21 protein-coding genes are annotated in these 23,102 nt (G+C 69.3%); 17 read left to right on the top strand and 4 right to left on the bottom strand.

The genetic code is table 11. From position 1 onward, the window contains the following. The first annotated feature begins 8 nt into the window (after nt 1-8). From ACH4ZA_RS16775 to ACH4ZA_RS16765, 3 genes are all read left to right on the top strand, one after another. A complete protein-coding gene (locus ACH4ZA_RS16775) occupies nt 9-707 on the top strand; it encodes an HAD family phosphatase (protein ID WP_351678432.1) in 699 nt (232 codons plus the stop codon). Between the two features lie 474 nt (nt 708-1,181). Beyond that, the gene (locus ACH4ZA_RS16770) at nt 1,182-2,789 is read left to right on the top strand and encodes an ABC transporter substrate-binding protein (RefSeq protein WP_398430088.1); all 1,608 of its coding nucleotides are present in this window, start codon (nt 1,182-1,184) and stop codon (nt 2,787-2,789) included. 71 nt (nt 2,790-2,860) lie between these two features. Further along, nucleotides 2,861-4,444, top strand: coding sequence for an ABC transporter substrate-binding protein (locus tag ACH4ZA_RS16765; RefSeq protein WP_398430087.1), 1,584 nt, complete (start codon nt 2,861-2,863; stop codon nt 4,442-4,444). 142 nt (nt 4,445-4,586) lie between these two features. Here the strand turns inward: ACH4ZA_RS16765 and ACH4ZA_RS16760 are convergent, their stop codons facing one another. Together ACH4ZA_RS16760 and ACH4ZA_RS16755 are read right to left on the bottom strand one after the other, a co-directional pair. Further along, nucleotides 4,587-5,258 carry a response regulator transcription factor gene (locus tag ACH4ZA_RS16760; RefSeq protein WP_107444863.1) on the bottom strand — a complete coding sequence of 224 codons (672 nt, stop codon included), beginning with the start codon at nt 5,256-5,258 and terminating at the stop codon, nt 4,587-4,589. Between the two features lie 14 nt (nt 5,259-5,272). Continuing rightward, on the bottom strand, nt 5,273-6,250 hold the full coding sequence (locus ACH4ZA_RS16755) for a RecB family exonuclease (protein ID WP_398430085.1): 978 nt from the start codon (nt 6,248-6,250) through the stop codon (nt 5,273-5,275). Nucleotides 6,251-6,402: 152 nt separating this feature from the next. Here ACH4ZA_RS16755 and ACH4ZA_RS16750 point away from each other — a divergent pair, with 152 nt between their 5' ends. From ACH4ZA_RS16750 to ACH4ZA_RS16740, 3 genes are all read left to right on the top strand, one after another. Then, nucleotides 6,403-7,944, top strand: coding sequence for a site-2 protease family protein (locus ACH4ZA_RS16750; protein WP_398430084.1), 1,542 nt, complete (start codon nt 6,403-6,405; stop codon nt 7,942-7,944). A 73-nt stretch (nt 7,945-8,017) separates the two neighbouring features. Continuing rightward, nucleotides 8,018-8,920 (top strand): tRNA (adenine-N1)-methyltransferase, encoded by a 903-nt coding sequence (locus ACH4ZA_RS16745; RefSeq protein WP_046261810.1) that lies wholly within the window; start codon nt 8,018-8,020, stop codon nt 8,918-8,920. A 253-nt stretch (nt 8,921-9,173) separates the two neighbouring features. Next, the gene (locus tag ACH4ZA_RS16740; protein ID WP_398430083.1) at nt 9,174-9,746 is read left to right on the top strand and encodes a hypothetical protein; all 573 of its coding nucleotides are present in this window, start codon (nt 9,174-9,176) and stop codon (nt 9,744-9,746) included. A 57-nt stretch (nt 9,747-9,803) separates the two neighbouring features. Here ACH4ZA_RS16740 and ACH4ZA_RS16735 read toward each other — a convergent pair whose 3' ends face one another. Next, nucleotides 9,804-10,109, bottom strand: coding sequence for a ferredoxin (locus ACH4ZA_RS16735; protein ID WP_398430081.1), 306 nt, complete (start codon nt 10,107-10,109; stop codon nt 9,804-9,806). Nucleotides 10,110-10,352: 243 nt separating this feature from the next. Between ACH4ZA_RS16735 and arc the strand changes: the two genes are divergently transcribed. From arc to prcA, 6 genes are all read left to right on the top strand, one after another. After that, nucleotides 10,353-12,119: a proteasome ATPase gene (arc, locus tag ACH4ZA_RS16730; protein ID WP_398430079.1), complete on the top strand. Its 1,767-nt coding sequence runs from the start codon at nt 10,353-10,355 to the stop codon at nt 12,117-12,119. Nucleotides 12,120-12,352: 233 nt separating this feature from the next. Continuing rightward, nucleotides 12,353-13,864 carry a depupylase/deamidase Dop gene (gene dop / locus ACH4ZA_RS16725; protein ID WP_373430310.1) on the top strand — a complete coding sequence of 504 codons (1,512 nt, stop codon included), beginning with the start codon at nt 12,353-12,355 and terminating at the stop codon, nt 13,862-13,864. Between the two features lie 188 nt (nt 13,865-14,052). After that, complete coding sequence (locus ACH4ZA_RS16720; protein WP_057579613.1) at nt 14,053-14,271, top strand: ubiquitin-like protein Pup; 219 nt, start codon at nt 14,053-14,055, stop codon at nt 14,269-14,271. A 45-nt stretch (nt 14,272-14,316) separates the two neighbouring features. Next, complete coding sequence (locus ACH4ZA_RS16715) at nt 14,317-14,910, top strand: endonuclease VII domain-containing protein (protein ID WP_398430077.1); 594 nt, start codon at nt 14,317-14,319, stop codon at nt 14,908-14,910. Then, entirely contained in the window at nt 14,862-15,707 is an 846-nt protein-coding gene (gene prcB / locus ACH4ZA_RS16710) for a proteasome subunit beta (protein WP_256909858.1), read from the top strand. Before ACH4ZA_RS16715 ends, prcB begins: the two co-directional genes overlap by 49 nt. A 59-nt stretch (nt 15,708-15,766) precedes the next feature. Further along, a complete protein-coding gene (prcA, locus tag ACH4ZA_RS16705; RefSeq protein ID WP_107444872.1) occupies nt 15,767-16,522 on the top strand; it encodes a proteasome subunit alpha in 756 nt (251 codons plus the stop codon). Nucleotides 16,523-16,609: 87 nt separating this feature from the next. On the opposite strand, the gene ACH4ZA_RS16700 is transcribed toward prcA, so the two are convergent. Next, nucleotides 16,610-17,629, bottom strand: coding sequence for a LacI family DNA-binding transcriptional regulator (locus ACH4ZA_RS16700; RefSeq protein WP_398430076.1), 1,020 nt, complete (start codon nt 17,627-17,629; stop codon nt 16,610-16,612). A 119-nt stretch (nt 17,630-17,748) separates the two neighbouring features. Between ACH4ZA_RS16700 and ACH4ZA_RS16695 the strand changes: the two genes are divergently transcribed. From ACH4ZA_RS16695 to ACH4ZA_RS16675, 5 genes are all read left to right on the top strand, one after another. Continuing rightward, nucleotides 17,749-19,008, top strand: coding sequence for an MFS transporter (locus tag ACH4ZA_RS16695; protein ID WP_398430074.1), 1,260 nt, complete (start codon nt 17,749-17,751; stop codon nt 19,006-19,008). A gap of 9 nt (nt 19,009-19,017) precedes the next feature. Next, entirely contained in the window at nt 19,018-20,379 is a 1,362-nt protein-coding gene (pafA, locus tag ACH4ZA_RS16690; protein ID WP_057579606.1) for a Pup--protein ligase, read from the top strand. 138 nt (nt 20,380-20,517) lie between these two features. Next, the gene (locus ACH4ZA_RS16685) at nt 20,518-21,522 is read left to right on the top strand and encodes an FKBP-type peptidyl-prolyl cis-trans isomerase (protein WP_398430073.1); all 1,005 of its coding nucleotides are present in this window, start codon (nt 20,518-20,520) and stop codon (nt 21,520-21,522) included. 65 nt (nt 21,523-21,587) lie between these two features. Beyond that, entirely contained in the window at nt 21,588-21,959 is a 372-nt protein-coding gene (locus ACH4ZA_RS16680) for an FKBP-type peptidyl-prolyl cis-trans isomerase (protein ID WP_020128331.1), read from the top strand. Nucleotides 21,960-22,112: 153 nt separating this feature from the next. Further along, entirely contained in the window at nt 22,113-23,090 is a 978-nt protein-coding gene (locus ACH4ZA_RS16675; protein ID WP_398430072.1) for a helix-turn-helix transcriptional regulator, read from the top strand. The last annotated feature ends 12 nt before the right edge of the window (nt 23,091-23,102 follow it).

Below are 23,102 nucleotides of genomic sequence, written 5' to 3'. Positions count from 1 at the left end.
GTACGCGGATGACCAGTACGGTTCCCGCGCCAGTCACCCGCACGGCCGAGGGCTCCGCCCTGCAGGCCGTGCTCCTCGACATGGACGGCACCCTGGTGGACACCGAGGGTTTCTGGTGGGACGTCGAGGTGGAGATCTTCGCCTCGCTCGGACACGCCCTCGACGACTCCTGGCGGCATGTCGTGGTCGGCGGCCCGATGAGCCGCAGCGCACAGTTCCTGATCGAGGCGACCGGGGCCGACGTCACGGTCGGCGAACTCACCGTCCTGCTCAACGACGGCTTCGAGGACCGCATCACCCGCGCCCTGCCCCTGATGCCGGGAGCGGCCCGGCTGCTCGCCGAGCTGACCGAGCACGAGGTGCCCACCGCCCTCGTCTCCGCCTCCCACCGGCGCATCATCGACCGCGTCATCGCCTCCCTCGGAGTCGAGCACTTCCGCCTCAGCGTCGCCGGCGACGAGGTCGCCCACACCAAGCCGCACCCCGACCCCTATCTGCTCGCCGCCGCCGGACTCGGCGTGGACCCCACGCGATGCGCGGTCGTCGAGGACACCGCGACGGGCGTCGCCTCGGCGGAGGCCGCGGGCTGCCACGTGGTCGCGGTGCCCTCCGTGGCCCCGATCGCCCCCGCGTCACGACGCACCGTCGTCCCCTCGCTCGAACAGGTCGACCTGTCTTTTCTGCGCGGCCTGATGCCGCTCAACTGATCACCGCGCCACCTTTCGTGATCGGCCGATGACGGAAATGCAGCGGCCTTCACCCAGCGTGCACCGCCGATAACCAGGAATTCGGCGGATGCGCGCGGCGCGGAATTCCGATCTTCATCGACCGCTCCGCGACGGTCGAATTCCGCACCGCCCCGAACCCCCTCCGGCTGTGACGTTCCCCACCCGGCCGAGGCTCGACAGATGACTCTCCGTATGCATCCCGGCCACACCGGGGGCGTTCGAAGGCGACCTTGTGTCCCGATTGGTAAGCGGCTGTACGAATCCTTCCCCGGACGGCTGTTCAGTGCGTCCGCAGCCGGTTTCGCTGCGTGATGGGCTTTCAACTCCGGTGCCTGCGAACCCTCCTGTCGACGCGCACTAATCTCTTTGCGAGAACATCGACTACCCCCGTGATCGGCAGCGCCACCCCTGCATGCCGGGTACACGGACCGACAGCTCTGGAGAAACTCGAGCATGAACCGCAAGACTTTGGTGCTGCCGGCCGTGGTCGGTCTGCTCGCGCCCGTGCTCGCAGCCTGCGGAGGGTCCGACAGCGGGAGCGGCGGCGGCGACGCCATCGTCGTGGGCACCACCGACCGGTTCACCGCCACCAAGGACGCCCCGGCCCCGCTCGACCCGGCGTACTCCTACGACGTCGGCACCTGGAACATCCTGCGCCAGACCGTGCAGACCCTGATGATCCAGCCCAAGGGCGAGGGCGAGCCCGTCCCGGAGGCGGCCCAGAGCTGCGGCTTCACCGACACCGGCAACGAGCGCTACGCCTGCAAGCTGCGCAGCGGCCTGCAGTTCGCCGACGGTGACGACATCACGGCGAAGGACGTCAAGTTCTCCATCGACCGCGCCCGTGCCATCAAGGCCGACTCCGGCGTGTTCGCCCTGCTGTCCACCATCGACACCATCGAAACGCAGGGCGACAACGAAGTCATCTTCCATCTCAAGACCGCCGACGCCACCTTCCCCTTCAAGCTGTCGACCCCGGTCGCCGGCATCGTCAACCCCGACGACTACGACAAGGGCAAGCTGCGCGACGGTTTCGCGGTCGACGGATCCGGCCCCTACATCCTCAGGGCCGACACCGACGGCGACGAGATGACCAAGGCCGTGTTCACCAGGAACCCCCACTACAAGGGGACGCTGAAGGTGAACAACGACGAGGTCGACATGGTGTCCTACAAGGACGCCGACGCGATGGGCACCGCCCTCGAAAAGGGCGACATCGACCTGATGACCCGCACCATGTCGCCCGAGCAGATCAAGAAGCTCTCCGAGGCGTCCGCCGGCGGAGACATCGACCTGGTCGAACTGAACGGCCTCGAGATCCGCTACCTCGCGTTCGACACCACGGACCCGGCCGTGAAGTCCAAGGCCGTCCGCCAGGCCATGGCCCAGATCATCAACCGCAACGAGCTCGTGTCGAAGGTCTACGGCTCCCAGGCCGAGCCCCTCTACTCGCTCGTCCCGGCCAGCCTCACCGGCCACTCCAACTCGTTCGTCAACACCTACGGCGAGCCCAACGTCGCCAAGGCCAAGGCCCTGCTGGCCGACGCGGACATCACCAAGCCGGTGAAGCTGACGCTGAACTACACGACCGACCACTACGGTCCGGCCACCAAGCAGGAGTTCGAGGTGCTGCAGAAGCAGCTCAACGACAGCGGCCTGTTCGACGTGTCCATCAAGGGCACCGCCTGGGAGACCTTCGTCCCGGCCGAGCGCAAGGGCGAGTACGCCGTCTACGGCATGGGCTGGTTCCCCGACTTCCCCGACGCCGACAACTTCGTCGCCCCGTTCCTCGACAAGGACAACTTCCTCAAGTCGCCCTACAGCAACGGCGACATCATCGACACCCTGATCCCGTCCTCCCGCCGCGAGGCCGACCGCCAGAGCGCCACCAAGAGCCTGACGGAGATCCAGGACATCGTCGCCAAGGACGTCCCGATCCTGCCGCTGTGGCAGGGCAAGCAGTACGTCGCCGCCAACAACGACGTCACGGGCACCGCATACGCGCTCAACTCCTCGGCGACCCTGCAGCTGTGGGAGCTCGGCCGCGGCGCGACCGGCTGACGAGAGCCCTTCCCGGCCCGGGGCCCGGACCGCGGCTTCGGTGTGACGACAACACGACGACAAGGCGATACGTGAACCTGCGCAACCAGTGGCCGGTCCTGCCGATCATGGCGGGGCTGGCCTCCGGCCTGTTGACCGGATGCGGCACCCAGGGAGGGGGATCGGGGGGCGACGGCTCCGGGGTGGTCCTCGGCATGTCCGACGAGGTGCTGGCCACCGACCCCGCCTCCGGCTACGACCCCGGCTCCTGGATGCTGTTCAACAACGTCTTCCAGTCGCTGCTGAGCTTCCCCAAGGGCGGCACCGAACCCGAGCCCGACGCCGCCCGCGAGTGCCGGTTCACCGACACGCGGACCCAGGTCTACAGCTGCACGCTGAAGGACGACCTCAAGTTCAGCAACGGCGACGCGCTCACCTCGGAGGACGTGAAGTTCTCCTTCGACCGCACGCTGAAGATCAACGACGACGCGGGCCCCGCGATCATGTTCTCCACGCTCGCCGCGGTCGAGACGCCCGACGAGAAGACCGTCGTCTTCAAGCTCAAGACACCCGACGCCACCTTCCCCAGCAAGATCGCCTCGGGCGCCGGCTCCATCGTCGACCACCGGCAGTACGACGCCGACGGCCTGCGCGAGGACGGCGAAGCCGTCGGCTCCGGCCCCTACACGCTCGACTCCTTCAGCGACGACGAAGCCGTCTTCTCCGTCAACGACCACTACCGGGGCACCGCCTCCGAAGCCCAGAACACCGGCGTCACCCTCAAGTTCTTCGCCGGCGACCAGAAGGCCCTCAAGCAGGCCCTGCTCGACGGCGACGTCGACATCGCCTACCGGGGCCTGACCGCCGCCGACATCGCCGACATCCAGCAGAGCAGCGCCGACGCGGGCGCCGAAGTCGTCGAGGGCAGCAGCGCCGAAGTCCAGCACCTCGTCTTCAACATGAACGACCCGGTCGCCGGAAAGCTCGGCGTGCGACGGGCCATCGCCCACCTCATCGACCGCGAAGCCCTCATCAAGAACGTCTACCAGGGCACCGCCGACCCGCTCTTCTCGATCGTCCCGGCCGGCATCGCGGGCCACAACACCGCGTTCTTCGACCGCTACGGCGCCCGGCCCTCCCGGGCCAAGGCCGCCGCCGCCCTCGCCGCCGACGGCATCACCGACAAGGTGCGGCTCACCCTCTGGTCCACCCCGTCCCGCTACGGCCCGGCCACCGACCAGGAACTCAAGGCCGTCGCGGCCCAGCTCAACGCCAGCGGCCTGTTCGACGCCGACGTCAAGTCCGTCGCCTTCGGCCAGTACGAGAAGGACATCACCGCCGGCAAGTACGGCGTCTACGTCAAGGGCTGGGTGCCCGACTACCCGGACGCCGACAACTTCACCTCGCCCTTCTTCGGAGAGGGCAACGTGCTGAGCAACCACTACACCGACAAGACGATCACCGAGACGCTCATCCCGCGCACCGCCGCGCAGAGCGACCGCGGCGCCACCGACGCCGACTACGGCCGGCTGCAGAACATCGTCGCCGCGCAGGTGCCCGTCCTGCCCGTCTGGCAGGGCAAGCAGTACGCCGTCGCCGGCGAGCACGTCTACGGCCTGGAGAACTGCCTGGACGCCTCCACGGTGTTCCGCTTCTGGGAACTCAGCAAGAGCTGAGCCGCACGGACGACGGCCCCGCCCGACGGGTCCGCTGACGACAGCGAAGGGCGCCCCCGCCGCACGGGGGGCGCCCTTCGTCGTATCCGGGGCCGCGCCGGGCAGGGCCGCCACGCAGGGGACCCGTGCCCGAACCGCTCGGCTACTGCGCGCCGGGACGCACCAGACCGCTCTCGTACGCGTACACCGCGGCCTGCACCCGGTCACGCAGCCCCAGCTTCGTCAGCACATGCCCGACATGCGTCTTCACCGTCGTCTCGCTGACGAACAGATCGGCGGCGATCTCGGCGTTCGACAACCCCCGCGCCACCAGCTTCAGCACCTCCACCTCCCGGTCGGTCAGCGTGTGCAGCGTGTCCGGCACCGGCTCCTCGCCCGACGGCAGATGCGTGGCGTACTTGTCCAGCAGCCGCCGCGTGATGCTCGGCGCCAGCATCGCCTCACCGGACGCCACCACCCGGATCGCCTGCACCAGCTCGTTGGCCGGGGCGTCCTTCAGCAGGAACCCGCTGGCCCCCGCCCGCAGCGCCTCCACCACGTACTCGTCCAGATCGAACGTGGTCAGCACCAGCACCTTCGCCGGACCGTCCCGCCCCGGACCGGTGATCTGCCGGGTCGCCTCCACCCCGTCCATCCGCGGCATGCGGATGTCCATCAGCACCACATCGGGCTGCAACGCCCGCACCTGGTCGATGGCCTGCAGGCCGTCTCCGGCCTCGCCGACGACCGCGATGTCCTGCTCGGCCTCCAGAATCATCCGGAAGCCCGTGCGCAACAGCGGCTGGTCGTCGACCAGTAGGACGCGGATGGCCACGTGGATCTCCTTCTCTAGCCCGGCCCCATTCTGCCCTGCGCCTCGTCCTGCGAGGCGGCCGCCCTCACCGGCGCCTCCAGCGTCACCGGCAGCGGATACGGCGGGGGAGTGCCGCCGAACTCCGGACAGTGCGCCCGGTGATCGCACCAGCCGCACAGCTTCGTCGGCCGGGGCCGCCACTCGCCGGTGCGCGTCGCCTGCCGGATCGCCTCCCACAACGCGAGCAGCTTGCGCTCGACGCGCTCCAGATCCGCCACGACCGGGTCGTACGTCAGCACGTCCCCGCTGCCCAGGTACACCAGCTGCAGCCGCCGCGGGACGACGTTCTTCAACCGCCACACGACCAGCGCGTAGAACTTCATCTGGAACAGCGCGCCCTCGGCGTACTCCGGCCGCGGGGCCTTGCCCGTCTTGTAGTCGACGATCCGTACCTCGCCCGTCGGCGCCACGTCGACCCGGTCGATGATCCCGCGCAGCCGCAGACCCGAATCCAGCTCCGTCTCCACGAACAGCTCCCGCTCGGCGGGCTCCAGCCGCGTCGGGTCCTCCAGCGTGAACCAGCGCTCGACCAGTTGCTCCGCCTCCGCCAGCCAGCCGGCGAGCCGCTCTCCTTCCGGATCGTCGGCGAACAGCTCCACCACCTCCGGCCGCGTCTCCCGCAGCCGGTCCCACTGCCCCGGGATCAGCGACTTCGCCCCCGCCGCCGTCCGCTCCGCCGCCGGCGCATCGAACAAACGCTCGAGGACGGCGTGCACCAGCGTCCCCTTCGTCGCCGCCGGACTCGGCTTCTCCGGCAGCCGGTCGATCACCCGGAACCGGTACAGCAGCGGGCACTGCATGAAATCACCGGCCCGCGACGGCGACAGCGACGCCGGAGCCACCGCGACCACCCCCGCCGCCGCCCCCTCCGGCCCGGCCGCCCCCGTGCGCGACGGCTCCTCCACCACACCCCCGTCGCCCGCCCGGGCGACGCCCTCGCTGCTGCTCTCCATGACCACAGACCATACGGCCCGCCACCGACAGTCACCCACAAGCCGGGAAACGCGGGGGGTGCCGAGCGGAACACCTCACGACCGCCGCATACCATCGGTCACAGACCCTCCCGCCCGGCACGGGCAGGAGACGCTTCGATCGAGGGGACACCGTGGTGGAAAGCGGCGGGAGCGGGCGGCCGCGGCCGGACAGCGAACAGTCGGCCGAGCACCCCGCGACACCTGCGTCCGCGGCCACCGACGTCCAGCCCGGCGAGCCCCGGGCCACCGGCCCCACGGGCGCCCCCCGGCAGCAGCCGGCCCCGCACGACGACGGTCCCACCCCCGAACCGGCTCCCACCCCCGCCGACGACAGGGCCGGCGGCGGCACGGCCGACGGCGACGAACCCGCAGCGGGCAAGGCCGGAACCGACGACGCCGCACCCGGCGAGGCCCACGCCGACCAGACCGGCGCCCGCGACACCACCCACCGCACCGCCGGAGCCGAGCGCCCCGCACCCCCCGCCCTCCCCAAGGGCCCCCCGCCCCAGCGACCCCCGGAGCAGCCCCGCGGCGGCATCCTCATGGGCCGCCCCTTCGGCGTACCCGTCTACGTCGCCCCCAGCTGGTTCCTCGTGGCCGCCCTCATCACCTGGGTCTTCGGCGGCCAGCTCGACCGCGTCCTCCCCGAGCTCGGCGCCGCCCGCTACCTCGTCTCCCTCTTCTTCGCGGTCGCCTTCTACGCCTCCGTCCTCATCCACGAACTCGCCCACACCATCGCGGCCCTCCGCTTCAAACTCCCCGTCCGCCGCATCCAGCTCCAGTTCTTCGGCGGCGTCTCCGAGATCGAGAAGGAAGCCGAGACGCCGGGCCGCGAGTTCTGGCTCGCCTTCGTCGGCCCCCTCCTCTCCCTCGCCCTGGCCGGCGTGTTCTACCTCGCCATGAACGCCGTCGAACCCGGCACGGTCCCCGGCGTCCTGGTCGCCGGCCTGATGATCTCCAACCTCATCGTGGCGATCTTCAACCTCCTGCCCGGCCTCCCCCTCGACGGCGGCCGCATGCTCCGCGCCGTCGTCTGGAAGATCACCGGCAGGCCGATGACCGGCACCGTCGCCGCCGCCTGGGTCGGCCGCGCGCTCGCCGTCTCCGTCCTCATCGGCCTTCCCCTGCTCACCCAGTCCGGCGCCCTCGGCTCCGGCGCCGAGGACAGCGTCGGCATGGACACCGTCACCGACGCGCTCCTCGCCGCCATCCTCGCCGCGATCATCTGGACCGGCGCCGGCAACAGCCTGCGCATGGCCCGCCTGCGCGAACACCTCCCCGAACTGCGCGCCCGCACCCTCACCCGGCGCGCCGTCCCCGTCGAGACCCACACCCCCCTGTCCGAAGCGCTGCGCCGCGCCAACGACGCCGGCGCCCGCGCCCTCGTCGTCGTCGACGCCAACGGCGAACCGCTCTCCCTCGTCCGGGAGTCCGCGATCGTCGGCGTCCCCGAACACCGCCGCCCCTGGGTCGCCGTCAGCGGCCTCGCCCAGGACCTCAGCGACGGCATGCGCGTCTCCGCCGAACTCGCCGGCGAGGACCTCCTCGACGTCCTGCGCGCCACCCCCGCCACCGAATACCTCGTCGTCGAGGAGACCGGAGAGATCTTCGGCGTGCTCTCCGCCGCCGACGTCGAACGCGCCTTCGTCAGGGCCATGGCCCGCCCCAGCTGACCACCGCCCTCCCGAGCCGGTGCGCACGCACCCGATGGTCGGCGGCCCCGCCAAACGCCGGTAGGCTGTTCACATGTCCGAACCGACCGGTGCCGCCCGCAGGCGCGGGCCCTTCAAGGTCGGGGACCAGGTTCAGCTGACCGACCCCAAGGGCCGCCACTACACGTTCACGCTCGAAGCCGGGAAGAACTTCCACACCCACAAGGGTTCCTTCCCGCACGACGAACTGATCGGCGCACCCGAGGGCAGCGTTGTCCGCACCACCGGGAACGTCGCCTACCTCGCGCTGCGCCCCCTGCTCCCCGACTACGTCCTCTCCATGCCCCGCGGGGCAGCCGTCGTCTACCCGAAGGACGCGGGACAGATCCTCGCCTTCGCCGACATCTTCCCCGGCGCACGCGTCGTCGAGGCCGGCGTCGGCTCCGGCTCGCTCAGCAGCTTCCTGCTGCGCGCCATCGGCGACCAGGGCATGCTGCACTCCTACGAGCGCCGCGAGGACTTCGCCGAGATCGCCCAGCAGAACGTGGAGCGTTACTTCGGCGGCCCGCACCCCGCGTGGCAGCTCACCGTCGGCGACCTCCAGGACAACCTGTCCGACACCGACGTCGACCGCGTCATCCTCGACATGCTCGCCCCCTGGGAGTGCCTGGAGGCCGTCTCCAAGGCCCTGGTGCCCGGCGGCATCCTGTGCTGCTACGTCGCGACCACCACCCAGCTCGCCCGCACCGTCGAGTCCATCCGCGAGATCGGCTCCTTCAACGAGCCGACCTCCTGGGAGTCGATGATCCGCAACTGGCACGTAGAAGGCCTGGCCGTCCGCCCGGACCACCGGATGATCGGCCACACCGGCTTCCTGCTCACCGCCCGCCGCCTCGCCGACGGCGTCGAGCCGCCCATGCGCCGCCGCCGCCCCGCCAAGGGTGCCTACGGCGAGGACTACACCGGCCCCAACGCAGACGGAGGCAGCGGCCGCTGACCCGGCCCACGCCACCCCGGCCCAACGACAAGGCGCCGTGACCGAGTTCCCCCAGCATCACGGGAACACGAGCACGGCGCCTTCTCGTTGCCCGACCCCGAAACACCGATCGGCACGGACAAGACACCACGCTCCGCACCCGCTCGGGCACGTCCGAAATCCCGCACCCCGCCGTTCCCCCGCCCTGTGACGTGTGGCACGATGCTCGCCAACCCCACCCCCACCGGCACAGCCACCGCAGGAGAAACTCCTAGTGCAGCACCCCGCCGTCCCGGAACTGGCACACACCCACACCCGGCCCATCCACTGGGTCGCGACCGCCACCGCCATCGCCGGCGTCGTCGCCCTCTCCTCGCTGCTGCAACCCGGACCCGCCACCGCAGCCCAGGCCGCCGCCCCCGACGCCAGGCCCGCCCCCACCACGGCCCCCTCCACGGCGGACGTCGACTTCCCCCTCGACTGCGGCCCCGAACAAGCCCTCGTCGTGAAGAAGGCCAGCGGCGACCTCGACGGCGACGGCGCCCCCGAAACCGTGGCCGTCGTCCACTGCGACGCCCCCATGGGCACCCCGCCCGACGGCGTCTACGTCCTCACCCACAACCCGGGCCACACCCACGCGCGCGTGGTCGCCACCCTCGTCGACCCCCGAGCGCGCAACACCGTCACCGGCCTCACCGTCACCGACGGAGCCGTCCTCGCCACACTCCTCGGCTACTCGACCCCCGACGTGCCCAGTTGCTGCCCCGACGTGAAGGACAGCGCCCGATGGCAGTGGAAGGACGACAAGTTCGTCCGCTCCGCCCCCGCAGGCGCCCGGAGCGTCTAGACCGGCCTGTTCGCCCTGTGAGAAATCAGACAGCCCTCACAGCCCGCGACCGGCACGTCACTCGGCGTCCGGGCCGTACACCTCGACCCGGTCCGAGACCCGGCGCACATGAATGCAGTCGCCCGGACACTCCCGCGCCGAATCCACCACATCCGCCAACAACGGCAGCGGAACAGGCGTCACCGCCCCCACCGCCTGCAACAGCTCGTCGTCCGCGCCCTTGACGTACGCCAGGCCGTCGATGTCCAGCTCGAACACCTCCGGCGCGTACTGCGCACAGATCCCGTCACCGGTGCAGAGATCCTGATCGATCCAGACCTCCAGCGCCTCACCGCTCACACCGGTCTCCTGCTGCACGCCCATGACTCCTGCCGTTTATCGTCGATCCGCCGGGGAACCATGCAGGCCCCGCCGGGTGTTGAACACTTCGACCCTACCCCCGGCCGCTTTCCAATCATGTTCGGTGGGTATTCCCCTGGCGTGAGGGAGAGCGCAAGGGTGAAGATCGGACACACCCCGACAGTCTTTGTGATCTAGGGGTTTCAATCGACACCCACCCAGGTAGGGTCTGGAAGCGTCCAGCTCCCCTTGGAGGAGGTGAGGACCGTGGCAGCCCACGACGACGACATGAACCGCGGCATCCGCCCGGGACGAGGGTCCGACGACCCGTCCGGGCAGATTGCCTACCTTGAGCAGGAGATCGCCGTCCTGCGGCGCAAGCTCGCCGACTCTCCGCGACACACGAGGATTCTCGAAGAGCGGATCGTCGAGCTGCAGACCAACCTGGCCGGCGTGTCCGCCCAGAACGAGCGGCTCGCGAGCACACTCCGCGAGGCCCGCGACCAGATCGTGGCCCTCAAGGAAGAAGTCGACCGGCTCGCGCAGCCGCCGGCCGGCTTCGGCGTCTTCCTCACGGCGAACGAGGACGGCACCGCCGACATCTTCACCGGGGGCCGCAAACTCCGCGTGAACGTGAGCCCCGGCGTCGAGCTCGAAGAGCTCCGACGCGGCCAGGAAGTGATGCTCAACGAAGCGCTCAACGTGGTCGAGGCCATGGAATTCGAGAGCGTCGGCGACATCGTCACCCTCAAAGAGGTCCTCGAGGACGGCGTCCGCGCCCTCGTCCAGGGACACACCGACGAGGAAAGAGTGGTCCGCCTCGCCGAACCGCTCCTCGACGTCGTCATCCGCCCCGGCGACGCCCTGCTGCTCGAACCACGCTCCGGGTACGTCTACGAGGTCGTCCCCAAGAGCGAGGTCGAGGAACTCGTCCTCGAAGAGGTCCCCGACATCGGCTACGAGCAGATCGGCGGCCTCGGCGGACAGATCGAGATGATCCGCGACGCCGTCGAGCTCCCCTACCTCTACCCCGACCTCTTCAAGGAGCACGAGCTGCGCCCGCCCAAGGGCGTCCTGCTCTACGGGCCGCCCGGATGCGGCAAGACGCTCATCGCCAAGGCCGTCGCCAACTCGCTGGCCAAGAAGGTCGCCGAGGTCACCGGCCAGGCCACCGGCAAGAGCTTCTTCCTCAACATCAAGGGCCCCGAACTCCTCAACAAGTACGTCGGCGAGACCGAGCGCCAGATCCGCCTCGTCTTCCAGCGCGCCAGGGAGAAGGCCTCCGAGGGCACCCCCGTCATCGTCTTCTTCGACGAGATGGAGTCCCTCTTCCGCACCCGCGGCTCCGGCGTCAGCTCCGACGTCGAGAACACCATCGTCCCGCAGCTCCTCGCCGAGATCGACGGCGTCGAAGGCCTGCAGAACGTGGTCGTCATCGGCGCCTCCAACCGCGAGGACATGATCGACCCCGCCATCCTGCGCCCCGGCCGCCTCGACGTGAAGATCAAGATCGAGCGCCCGGACGCCGAAGCGGCCAAGGACATCTTCCAGAAGTACCTCACCGAACGCCTGCCCCTGCACTCCGAGGACGTCGGCGAACACGGCGGCGACAAGACCACCACCGTCCAGAGCATGATCCAGACGGCAGTGGAGCACATGTACGCCGAATCCGAGGAGAACCGCTTCCTGGAGGTCACCTACGCCAACGGCGACAAGGAAGTCCTCTACTTCAAGGACTTCAACTCCGGCGCCATGATCGAGAACATCGTCGGCCGCGCAAAGAAAATGGCCATCAAGGACTTCCTCGACAAGAACCAGAAGGGCCTGCGCGTCTCCCACCTCCTCCAGGCGTGCGTGGACGAGTTCAAGGAGAACGAGGACCTCCCCAACACCACCAACCCCGACGACTGGGCCCGCATCTCCGGAAAGAAGGGCGAACGGATCGTGTACATCCGCACCCTCATCACCGGAAAGCAGGGCGCGGACACCGGACGCTCCATCGACACGGTGGCGAACACCGGGCAATACCTGTAAAAGCAGGGCGGCTGCGGGTGCCCACCACGGGTACCCGCAGCCGTTTGCTTTCCGGGCCACGGCTGGAGCAAGGCAATGACGCAAATGATCTCCCCACCAGCGCAGAGGCGTTCTAGGCTCTTCCGTACCGCCGGGTCGCTAGTTGCGGGGACGGGCACCGCACACGCACCGGAGCACCACCGGTATCTGAGCGGCGCCCACGACCGAGGGTGCCGCCGGGCAAGGAGGGCCGCATGACCGTACGGCGAGTAATGGGCATCGAGACGGAGTACGGCATCTCCGTCCCCGGCCACCCCAATGCCAATGCCATGCTCACCTCGTCCCAGATCGTCAACGCCTACGCCGCGGCGATGCACCGGGCCCGCCGAGCCCGGTGGGACTTCGAGGAGGAGAACCCGCTGCGCGACGCGCGGGGCTTCGACCTCGCCCGCGAGGTCGCCGACTCCAGCCAGCTCACCGACGAGGACATCGGCCTCGCCAACGTCATCCTCACCAACGGCGCACGTCTCTACGTCGACCACGCACACCCCGAGTACAGCGCCCCGGAGGTCACCAACCCCCGCGACGCCGTCCTCTGGGACAAGGCCGGCGAACGCATCATGGCCGAGGCCGCCGAACGCGCCGCCGCGCTCCCCGGCGCCCAGCCGATCCACCTCTACAAGAACAACACCGACAACAAGGGCGCCTCCTACGGCACGCACGAGAACTACCTGATGAAGCGCGAGACCGCCTTCTCGGACATCGTGCGCCACCTCACGCCCTTCTTCGTCTCCCGCCAGGTCTTCGCCGGCGCCGGCCGGGTCGGCATCGGCCAGGACGGCCACGAACACGGCTTCCAGCTCAGCCAGCGCGCCGACTACTTCGAGGTCGAGGTCGGCCTGGAGACGACGCTGAAACGCCCCATCATCAACACCCGCGACGAACCGCACGCCGACGCGGAGAAGTACCGCCGGCTCCACGTGATCATCGGCGACGCCAACCTCTCCGAGATCTCGACCTACCTCAAGCTCGGCACCACGGCTCTGGTCCTGTCGATGATCGAGGACGGCTTCATCGCCGTCGACCTCGCCGTCGACCAGCCCGTGCGCACCCTCCACCAGGTCTCCCACGATCCGAGCCTGAAGCGGCTGGTCACCCTCCGCAGCGGCCGCACACTCACCGCCGTCCAGCTCCAGATGGAGTACTACGAGCTGTCGCGCAAGTACGTGGAGGAGCGCTTCGGCGCGGACGCCGACGACCAGACCAAGGACGTCCTCGCCCGCTGGGAGGACACCCTCACCCGCCTCGAGAACGACCCCATGAGCCTCGCCGGCGAGCTGGACTGGGTCGCGAAGCGCGAGGTCATGGAGGGGTACCGGCGCCGCGACGACCTCGACTGGGACGCCGCCCGCCTGCACCTCGTCGACCTCCAGTACGCGGACGTACGGGCCGAGAAGGGCCTGTACAACCGTCTGGCGGCCCGCGGGCGCATGAAGCGACTCCTGGACGAGTCCGAGGTCGAGCGGGCCGTCAGCAAGCCCCCGGAGGACACCCGCGCCTACTTCCGCGGCCGCTGCCTCGAGCAGTACGCCGACGACGTGGCCGCGGCCTCCTGGGACTCCGTGATCTTCGATCTGCCGGGCCGGGACTCGCTCCAGCGCGTCCCAACCCTGGAACCCCTTCGCGGAACGCGAAATCACGTCAAGGAGCTCCTGGACCGCTGCCGCACGGCAGAAGACCTGGTCAAGGTGCTCTCGGGCGGCTGAACGGTTATCCGGACGGTATCTGCCCGGCGGGGTGGAAAGCGCCCCGGCCGGGAATCATCGAGATGGTCCCCGTGCGTTGACGCAACTGCGGGGCCGATGTCGGACCCGGCTTGTAGGGTCTGATCATCACCGATCGGCAGGAATGCCGACCTGTCGACCACATCGGGCGAAAGAGCGGGGTGAGGGTTATGGCGACCAAGGACACCGGCGGCGGCCAGCAGAAGGCGACGCGCTCCACGGAGGAGGTCGAGGAGCAGGCTGCCGAGACGCAGGGCTCCGAGGACCTCAAGGAGCGCCAGGAGAAGCTGAGCGACGACGTCGACTCGGTTCTTGACGAAATTGACGATGTACTCGAAGAGAATGCTGAGGATTTCGTGAGGTCCTTCGTTCAGAAGGGCGGGCAGTAGGAGCCTCCCGCCTTCGAATTGAAGGTGGGGGTGGGGGATCCCGGCTTGAGCGAAGAATCGGAGTCCAGGCGCTGTTCGCGCTGCAAGCGGCACTTGCCGCGGGCCGCGTTTGCCGGCAACAAGGCCATGCCCGACGGCCTCCAGGCGTACTGCCGTGAGTGCTCTGCGGAGTACTACCGGCAGCGTCAGGAGGCCAAGGGGAAGAAGGTTCGGGAGAAGGTCGCGGTGCCCCCGGGGCACAAGCGATGCCCGCAGTGCGAATCGGTGAAGCCGCACGCCGAATGGGAGGTCAACAAGTCCTCCTCGGACGGCTGGTCGAGCTACTGCCGGGAGTGCCGGGCCGAGCGGAATCGGATCAGCTACTTCAAGCGTAAGTACGGCCTCACGCCCAAGGAGTTGGACGCGCTGATCACGTCTCAGCGTGGAGTCTGCTGCATATGTCTGGCAGCACCCGCCGCGCATGTGGATCACTGCCACGAGACGGGTAGGGTCCGAGGCGTACTGTGCTTCAGCTGCAACGCTGCACTGGGGCAGTTCAAGGATCGGCCCGACGTCATAAGGCGGGCTGCGACATACGTGGAAGGAAACGCGTGGAAGCCAACACTCGTAGCACCGGGCGTCTACCAGCTGCCTTCCTGACGCCTGGGTCCTCGTCCTTCATGGACTTCCTGTCCGAGCACCAGCCGGAGATGCTGCCCGGCAAGCGGCAGCTGCCGCCCACGCAGGGTGTGATCGAGGCGCCGCACGGGACGACGATCGTGGCCGTCACGTTCCCCGGCGGCGTCGTGCTCGCCGGTGACCGCCGGGCCACGATGGGCAACGTCATCGCGCAGCGGGACATCGAGAAGGTGTTCCCGGCGGACGAGTACTCGGCCGTCGGCATCGCCGGCACCGCGGGCCTGGCCGTCGAGATGGTGAAGCTGTTCCAGCTGGAACTGGAGCACTTCGAGAAGGTCGAGGGTGCGCAGCTCTCCCTGGAGGGCAAGGCGAACCGGTTGTCGACGATGATCCGGTCGAATCTGGGCATGGCCATGCAGGGTCTGGCGGTCGTGCCGTTGTTCGCGGGGTTCGACGTGGACCGGGACCGGGGGCGGATCTTCTCGTACGACGTGACGGGTGGTCGTTCGGAGGAGCACCACTACGCGGCGACGGGTTCGGGTTCGATCTTCGCGCGCGGGGCGATGAAGAAGCTGTACCGGGACGATCTGACGGAGGAGCAGGCCACGACGCTCGTGGTGCAGGCTCTGTACGACGCGGCGGACGACGATTCGGCGACGGGCGGTCCCGATGTCGCGCGTCGGATCTACCCGATCGTCACGGTGATCACCGAGGACGGGTTCCGCAGGCTCACCGACGAGGAGTCGTCGGGTATCGCCCGTTCGATCCTCGAGCGTCGCCTGGAGCAGCCGGACGGCCCGCGTGCGGCGTTGCTGTAGGCGTGTCCGTGTGTGTCCCAGGTGATCCAGTGACTTCGACAGAAAGGGACGGATAACCGGTGTCGACTCCGTTCTATGTCTCACCCCAGCAGGCGATGGCGGACCGCGCGGAGTATGCGCGCAAGGGCATCGCTCGTGGCCGCAGCCTGGTCGTGCTGCAGTATGCCGACGGCATCGTGTTCGTCGGTGAGAATCCGTCGCGTGCGTTGCACAAGTTCAGTGAGATCTATGACCGGATCGGCTTTGCGGCCGCCGGTAAGTACAACGAGTACGAGAATCTGCGGATCGGTGGTGTGCGGTATGCCGATCTGCGGGGTTACACCTATGACCGTGACGATGTGACGGCGCGTGGTCTGGCGAACGTGTACGCCCAGACGCTGGGCACGATCTTCTCTTCGGCCGGTGAGAAGCCGTACGAGGTGGAGTTGGTGGTGGCCGAGGTGGGTGACACGCCGGACGGTGACCAGATCTACCGTTTGCCGCACGACGGGTCGATCGTGGACGAGCACGGTTCGGTCGCGGTGGGTGGCAACGCGGAGCAGATCAGCAGTTATCTGGATCAGCGCCATCAGGACGGTATGAGTCTGGCGGAGGCGCTGAAGCTGGCTGTCCAGGCGTTGTCGCGTGACACGAACGGGACGCAGCGGGAGATTCCGGCCGAGCGGCTGGAGGTTGCGGTGCTGGACCGTACGCGGCCGCAGCAGCGTAAGTTCAAGCGGATCGTGGGTCGTCAGCTGGCGCGGTTGCTGGAGGCGGGCGGCGCTTCCACGGAGGCGGAGAGTTCGGACGACTCCGAGGACGTCGGTAAGGAGTAGGTCCGCGCTCCTGTGGGGCCGGCCCCCGTTCCGGTGATTCGCCTTTTTCACGCCCCGACCTGTGTCCCGGTCGGGGCGTGAGGTGTCTCAGGAGGGTCTGGGCGGGGCTGTGGAGGCGCGGACGACGAGGTGGACGGGAATGTCGCCGGCGTCCGGTGTGCGGCCGTCCAGGACGGCGAGGAGGGCGTGCATCCCGCGTTCGCCGAAGAGTTCGGCGTCGAGTCGCACGGTGGTGAGTTCGGGGTCGAGGGCGGTGGCGAGGGCGAGGTCGTCGAGGCCGGTGACGGAGACGTCGCGGGGGATGTGCAGGCCGAGGCGTCGTAGGGCTTTGTAGGCGCCGGCGGCGAGTTTGTCGTCGTCGCAGACGACGGCGGTGGGGCGGGGGCCGGAGGCGGCGCGCAGGGCGCTCTCGGCGGCGGCGAGGGCGCCGTCGATGGTGACGGGCGTGGTGGCGGTGCGCAGGGTGGTGCCGGGTTGTGCGGTGATGCGGGCGGCGAGTTCGTGTGCGCGGACGTGGAAGGTCCAGGAGGGCACGTCGGCGGCGAGGTGCAGGAAGTGGCGATGGCCGAGGCCGAGGAGGTGGTCGGCGATCTGGCGTATGCCGTCGGTGATGTCGAGGTTGACGGTGGCGGCGCCCAGGCTGCCGACGGGGTCGCTGTCGAGCATGACGAGGGGGAGCTGGTCGCCGCGGAGGGCGGTGAGGGCGTCGGCGGCCATGGAGGAGGCGATGACGCCGTCGAGGGCGGCTTGGGCGGAGGCGAAGGGGGAGCGGGCGGGGCCGATGCCTTCGGGGGACGGGTAGAGGACGACGCCGAAGCCGTGTTCTGCGGCGACGCGGGCGGCGCCGGTGTAGACGCCGGCGAAGAACTCGGTGGTGAGGACGGGGACGACGAGGAGGACGGTGCGGGTGTGGCCGAGGCGGAGGTTGCGGGCGGCGAGGTTGGGGCGGTAGCCGAGTTCGCGTGCGGCGAGGCGTACGCGTTCGGCGGTGGGTTCGGAGACGCGGCCGCGCCATTTGTCGCCGAGTACGAGGGAGACGGCGGCCTGGGAGACTCCCGCGGCCTGGGCGACGTCGCGGCTCGTCGGGCGCGTGCTGCCTCGTGGCACGGTGGGGTCGCTCCTTCGTCTGGACTGGTGAACAGCGCACATGGTACGTATGGCGGAGGAAGTTATACGTAAAACCTCGGGGTGCTCGCCGCCCGGGGCGAGCCGACGGAGGCGGGACATTGGCCGCGGGATACCTGGAGATCCTCAGGGCGAAGCACGCTGCCCGGCTGCTCGTCGGCACGCTCGTGGGCCGGCTGCCCAATGCCACGGCGGCCATCGCGATCGTGCTGTTCGTGCGGGCGCAGGGCGGTTCGTACAGTCTCGCGGGCGCGCTGGCGGCCGTGTACGGCGTCGCGAACGCCGTGGGGCAGCCGCTGCTGGGGCGGCTGGTGGATCTGCACGGGCAGCCGCGGGTGCAGCTGCCGGCGGCGCTGGCCTCGGCCGCGGCGATGGCGGTGTTCGCGTTCGCGGGCACGGAGCCGCTGCCGGCGGCGTATGCGGCGGTGGCGGCTTCCGGCCTGTTCACGCCGCCGCTGGAGGGCGGTCTGCGGGCGCTGTGGCCTTCGGTGCTGAGGCGCGAGGACCAGGTGCACACGGCGTACGCGATGGACGCGGTGGCGCAGGAGGTGATGTTCACGGTGGGGCCGCTGCTGGTGACGCTGTGTGTGTCGCTGTGGTCGGCTCGGGCGGCGCTGGTGGTGCTGAGCGCGGTGGGGGTGGCGGGGGCGTTGTGGGTGGTCGTGTCGCCGCCGTCGCGCGCGTGGCGTTCGGCTCCGCGTGAGGCGCACTGGCTGGGCGCCCTGCGCTCGCGCGGTCTGCTGGCGTTGCTGGGGGCGTTCTTGTTCATCGGGATGGCGCTGGGTTCCATCACGGTGGCGTCGGTGCCGTACGCGGACGAGCACGGCGGGGACGCGGTGTACGGCTGGCTGATGGCGGCGCTGGGGCTGGGTGCGCTGGTCGGGGGACTGGTGTACGGGGCGCGTCGGTGGGCCGGGCCGCCGGAGCGGCGGTTGCGGGTGCTGGTGGCGCTTCTGGCGGTGTGTTATCTGCCGTTGACGTCGATGCCGGGGGCGGTGGCGATGGTGGCGTTGACGGCATTGGCGGGGGTGTTCCTGGCGCCTGTCATCGCGTGTGCGTTCGTCATCGTGGACCGGCATGCGCCGGCGGGGACGGTGACGGAGGCGTTCTCCTGGCTGGTGACGACGTTCACGGTCGGCGCGTCGGTGGGCACGGGGGTGGCGGGTCCGGTGGTGGAGGCGGGCGGGGCGCTGTGGGGTTTCGCGGCTCCGGCTGTCGCGGGGGGTGTGTCGTTGGTGGTTTTGCTGGCCACGGGGCGGGTACTCGCAGTTCCCGCCGGGGGTGGGGTTGTTGCGGCTTCATCGGAAAATGATCCAAACCGTGCTGTCGAACCCCGTTTCAGTTCAGGGGATCGGGCGTAATGTTCAGTCATGGACCGCCGCATTTTCGGGCTGGAGAACGAGTACGGCGTCACATGTACGTTCAGGGGACAGCGCCGGCTGTCTCCCGACGAGGTGGCGCGGTACCTCTTCCGCCGTGTCGTGTCATGGGGCCGAAGCAGCAATGTCTTTCTGCGGAACGGCGCCCGTCTCTATCTCGACGTGGGTTCGCATCCGGAATACGCGACACCGGAATGTGACAACGTGACCGAGTTGGTCACCCACGACAAGGCCGGCGAGCGCATTCTCGAGGGACTCCTGGTGGACGCGGAGCGACGCCTGCACGAGGAAGGAATCGCGGGCGACGTCTACCTCTTCAAGAACAACACGGACTCGGCGGGCAACTCTTATGGTTGTCACGAGAACTATCTGGTGGCGCGGCACGGGGAGTTCTCCCGGCTCGCGGACATCCTGATTCCGTTCCTGGTGACCCGGCAGCTGCTGTGCGGCGCGGGCAAGGTGCTGCAGACGCCCCGTGGGGCGGTCTACTGCGTCAGCCAGCGGGCCGAGCACATCTGGGAGGGCGTGTCGTCGGCGACGACCCGTTCGCGGCCCATCATCAACACCCGCGACGAGCCGCACGCGGACGCCGAGCGGTACCGCCGTCTGCATGTCATCGTGGGCGACTCGAACATGTCCGAGACGACCATGCTGCTGAAGGTCGGCGCGACCGACCTGGTGCTGCGCATGATCGAGGCGGGCACGGTGATGCGGGACCTGACGCTGGAGAACCCGATCCGGGCGATCCGGGAGGTCAGTCACGACATCACGGGCCGGCGCAAGGTCCGTCTGGCCAGCGGCCGGGAGGCCTCCGCGCTGGAGGTGCAGCGGGAGTACTACGAGAAGGCCGTGGACTTCGTCGAGCGCCGGGGCGTCCGTACGGGCACAGTGGAGCAGGTCCTGGAGCTGTGGGGCCGCACGCTGGACGCGATCGAGGCGGAGGACCTCGACCGGATCGGCACCGAGATCGACTGGGTCATGAAGTACAAGCTCATCGAGCGGTACCGGGCCAAGCACAACATGACGATGTCGCATCCGCGCGTGGCGCAGATAGACCTCGCCTACCACGACATCCACCGGCGTCGTGGTCTGTACTACCTGCTGGAGCGCAAGGGGCAGGCGGCGCGGATCTGCAACGACTTGAAGATCTTCGAGGGCAAGTCGGTGCCGCCGCAGACCACTCGGGCGCGGTTGCGCGGTGACTTCATCCGGCGGGCGCAGGAGCAGCGCCGGGACTTCACGGTGGACTGGGTGCATCTGAAGCTGAACGACCAGGCGCAGCGCACGGTGTTGTGCAAGGACCCGTTCCGTTCGGTGGACGACCGGGTGGAGAAGCTGATCGCCGGCATGTGAGGAATGCGTTCCGCGCGCTGCCGCGTGCGCGGAACGGAACGCAACGCGGGCGCCGTACGTTTCCCGTACGGTGCCCGTCGCGCGTCGTAGAGTTGCGCGCACGCCATCAGAAGATCGACCGATTACGAGGCTTTCATCGTGCGCCGACGCTCCCTCATCCTCGCCGCCGTACCCGCGGGACTGGTCACGCTCGCCGGGTGCGGCGACGACAAGTCCGACACGAGCAAGGCGAGCGGCGGCGCGTCGCCCTCCGCGGGGGCCGCGTCCGCTGCTCCTCCGCCGAAGATCGTCGACGGTCCGCTGCCGGCCATCACGGCGGGGGTGAAGTTCGGCGAGAAGCCGACGGTCGCCAAGGGCACCGGGGAGCCCTCGGACCAGCTGGCGGTGAAGACGGTGATCGCGGGCAGCGGGAAGACCGTCGCGGAGAACGACTACATCCAGGCCCACTGTCTCGGTCAGATCTGGGCCAGCGGGAAGGTTCTCCTCAACTCCTACGACTCCAAGAGGATGCAGTTCACCCGGCTTGCCAAGGGCGGCAACCTCGAGGGCTGGACGTATGCGCTGACGGGGAAGAAGACCGGCAGCCGGGTGCTGTTCTCGGTGCCGCCGGCCTGGGGTTTCGGCAAGGAGGGCAACTCGCAGGCGGGCATCACGGGCACGGACACCCTGGTGTTCGTGTTCGACATCCAGAACACGTTCAACTCGACGGCTTCGGCCGAGGGCAAGGACGTACCGCAGAACGAGGCCGGGGTGCCCAAGGTCGGCACGAACACCGACGGGAAGGCGCCCTCGATCGAGATCCCCAAGACGAAGGCGCCGACGAAGCTGGTGTCGAACTACGTGATCGAGGGGGACGGCGCCGAGCTCGCGGCCGACGACACCGTGCTGGTGCAGTACAAGGGCGTCGTCTGGGCCACGGGCAAGGAGTTCGACTCGACGTACCGCAGCAAGGCGCTGACGTCGTTCTCGCTGCAGCAGGTGGTCCCGGGCTGGGCGCAGGGTCTGACGGGCAAGAAGGTGGGCAGCCGCGTCGTCATCGTCATTCCGCCGGCGCTGGGGTACGGCGACAACCCGCCGAGCGGCAGCGGCATCGAGAAGGACTCCACGATGGTCTTCTCGGTGGACATCATCGCCAAGGCGTGAGGCCGTCCAGGGTGTAAGACTGTCCGTGTTGTTGCTTTTCCGTGAGACGTGCAGGAGCCAGTGACGTGAGCATTGACAAGCCCGAGATCGACTTCCCCGGTGGCGAGCCCCCGGCGGACCTCGAGATCAAGGACATCTGGGAGGGCGACGGCGAGGTCGCGCAGGCGGGCCACAACGTCAGCGTCCACTACGTGGGTGTCGCCTTCAGCACCGGTGAGGAGTTCGACGCCAGCTGGAACCGGGGCACGCCGTTCCGCTTCCCGCTGGGCGGCGGCCGGGTCATCAAGGGCTGGGACCAGGGCGTGCAGGGCATGAAGGTCGGCGGCCGTCGTCAGCTGACGATCCCGGCGCACCTCGCCTACGGCAACCAGAGCCCGACCCCGGCGATCAAGCCGGGCGAGACGCTGATCTTCGTGGTGGACCTGCTCGGGGTCTGACCCGGCGCGACCGGTCGGCGTCGATCACGGCGCGACCGGTGTCGCTCATCCGGGGCCCATGCCCGTCCGGGCATGGGCCCTCGGCTTTGTCCGGGCACCGCGGGGCGGTACGGTCGTCGATCGTAAGCACCATAGGGGAGGCGAAGGGCGTCGATGGCCATTGCCAAGGCCGAGCGGCTGATGAACCTCGCGCTGTGTCTGCTCGGGACGCGCAGGCCGCTCAGCAAGCGCGAGCTGCGCGACTCCATCGAGGCGTACGTCGAGACCTTCCGGGCCGGGCACGGTGCGCCGGCGTCGGAGGACTCCTTCAACCGGATGTTCGAGCGGGACAAGGACGATCTCCGTGAGCTCGGGCTGGTCATCGAGACCGTGGAGAGCCTGGACGGCGAGATCGGCTATCTGGCCCGCCGGGACAGCAACCGGCTGCCGCCGATCACCCTGGACGCCGAGGAGGCCGCGGCCCTGGGGCTTGCGGCCAAGGTGTGGCAGCAGGCCCGGCTCGCGGGGGCGGCCAGCGGCGCCCTGCAGAAGCTGCGCGCCGCGGGACTGCCCGAGGACGTCGACCCCTACGAGGCCCACAGCGCGCTGGAGCCCCGGATTCCGGTGCACGAGGCCGCGTTCGAGCCGCTGATGCTGGCCTGCCGCGACCGCCGTCCGGTGGTGTTCGACTACCGTAAGGCGACCGCGGCCCGTCCGGAGCCCCGGCTTGTCGAGCCGTGGGCGCTGGAGTGCTGGCGCGGGCACTGGTATCTGGCCGGCTTCGACCGTGACCGGGGGGCCGAGCGGGTCTTCCGGCTGTCGAGGATCACCGGCAAGGTGCGTTCGCGGGGGGCGCGTTTCACCGTGCCGGTCCCCGACGTGGTCACCGTGCGCGAGACCGTCGCCAGCTGGGCGGGGGAGACCGCCGACCGCAGCGCGCTGATCCGGCTGCGTACGGACGCCGGGTTCCCGTTGCGGGCGAAGGCCACCGCGGTGCGGGAACTCGGGGACGGGTGGGACGAGTTGGAGATTCCGTACGGGCACGGACTGGACGCCTGGCTGGTGGAGTTCGGGCCGGACGTGGTGGTGCTGGAGCCGGCCGAGCTGCGGGCGGACGTCGTGGACCGGCTGCGGGCCGTGGCCAAGGGCTGAGGGGGAGCGAGC

The organism is Streptomyces sp. NPDC020597 (assembly GCF_044335095.1).
GTDB lineage: Bacteria > Actinomycetota > Actinomycetes > Streptomycetales > Streptomycetaceae > Streptomyces.
This window is presented reverse-complemented; position numbering and strand designations above follow the sequence as displayed.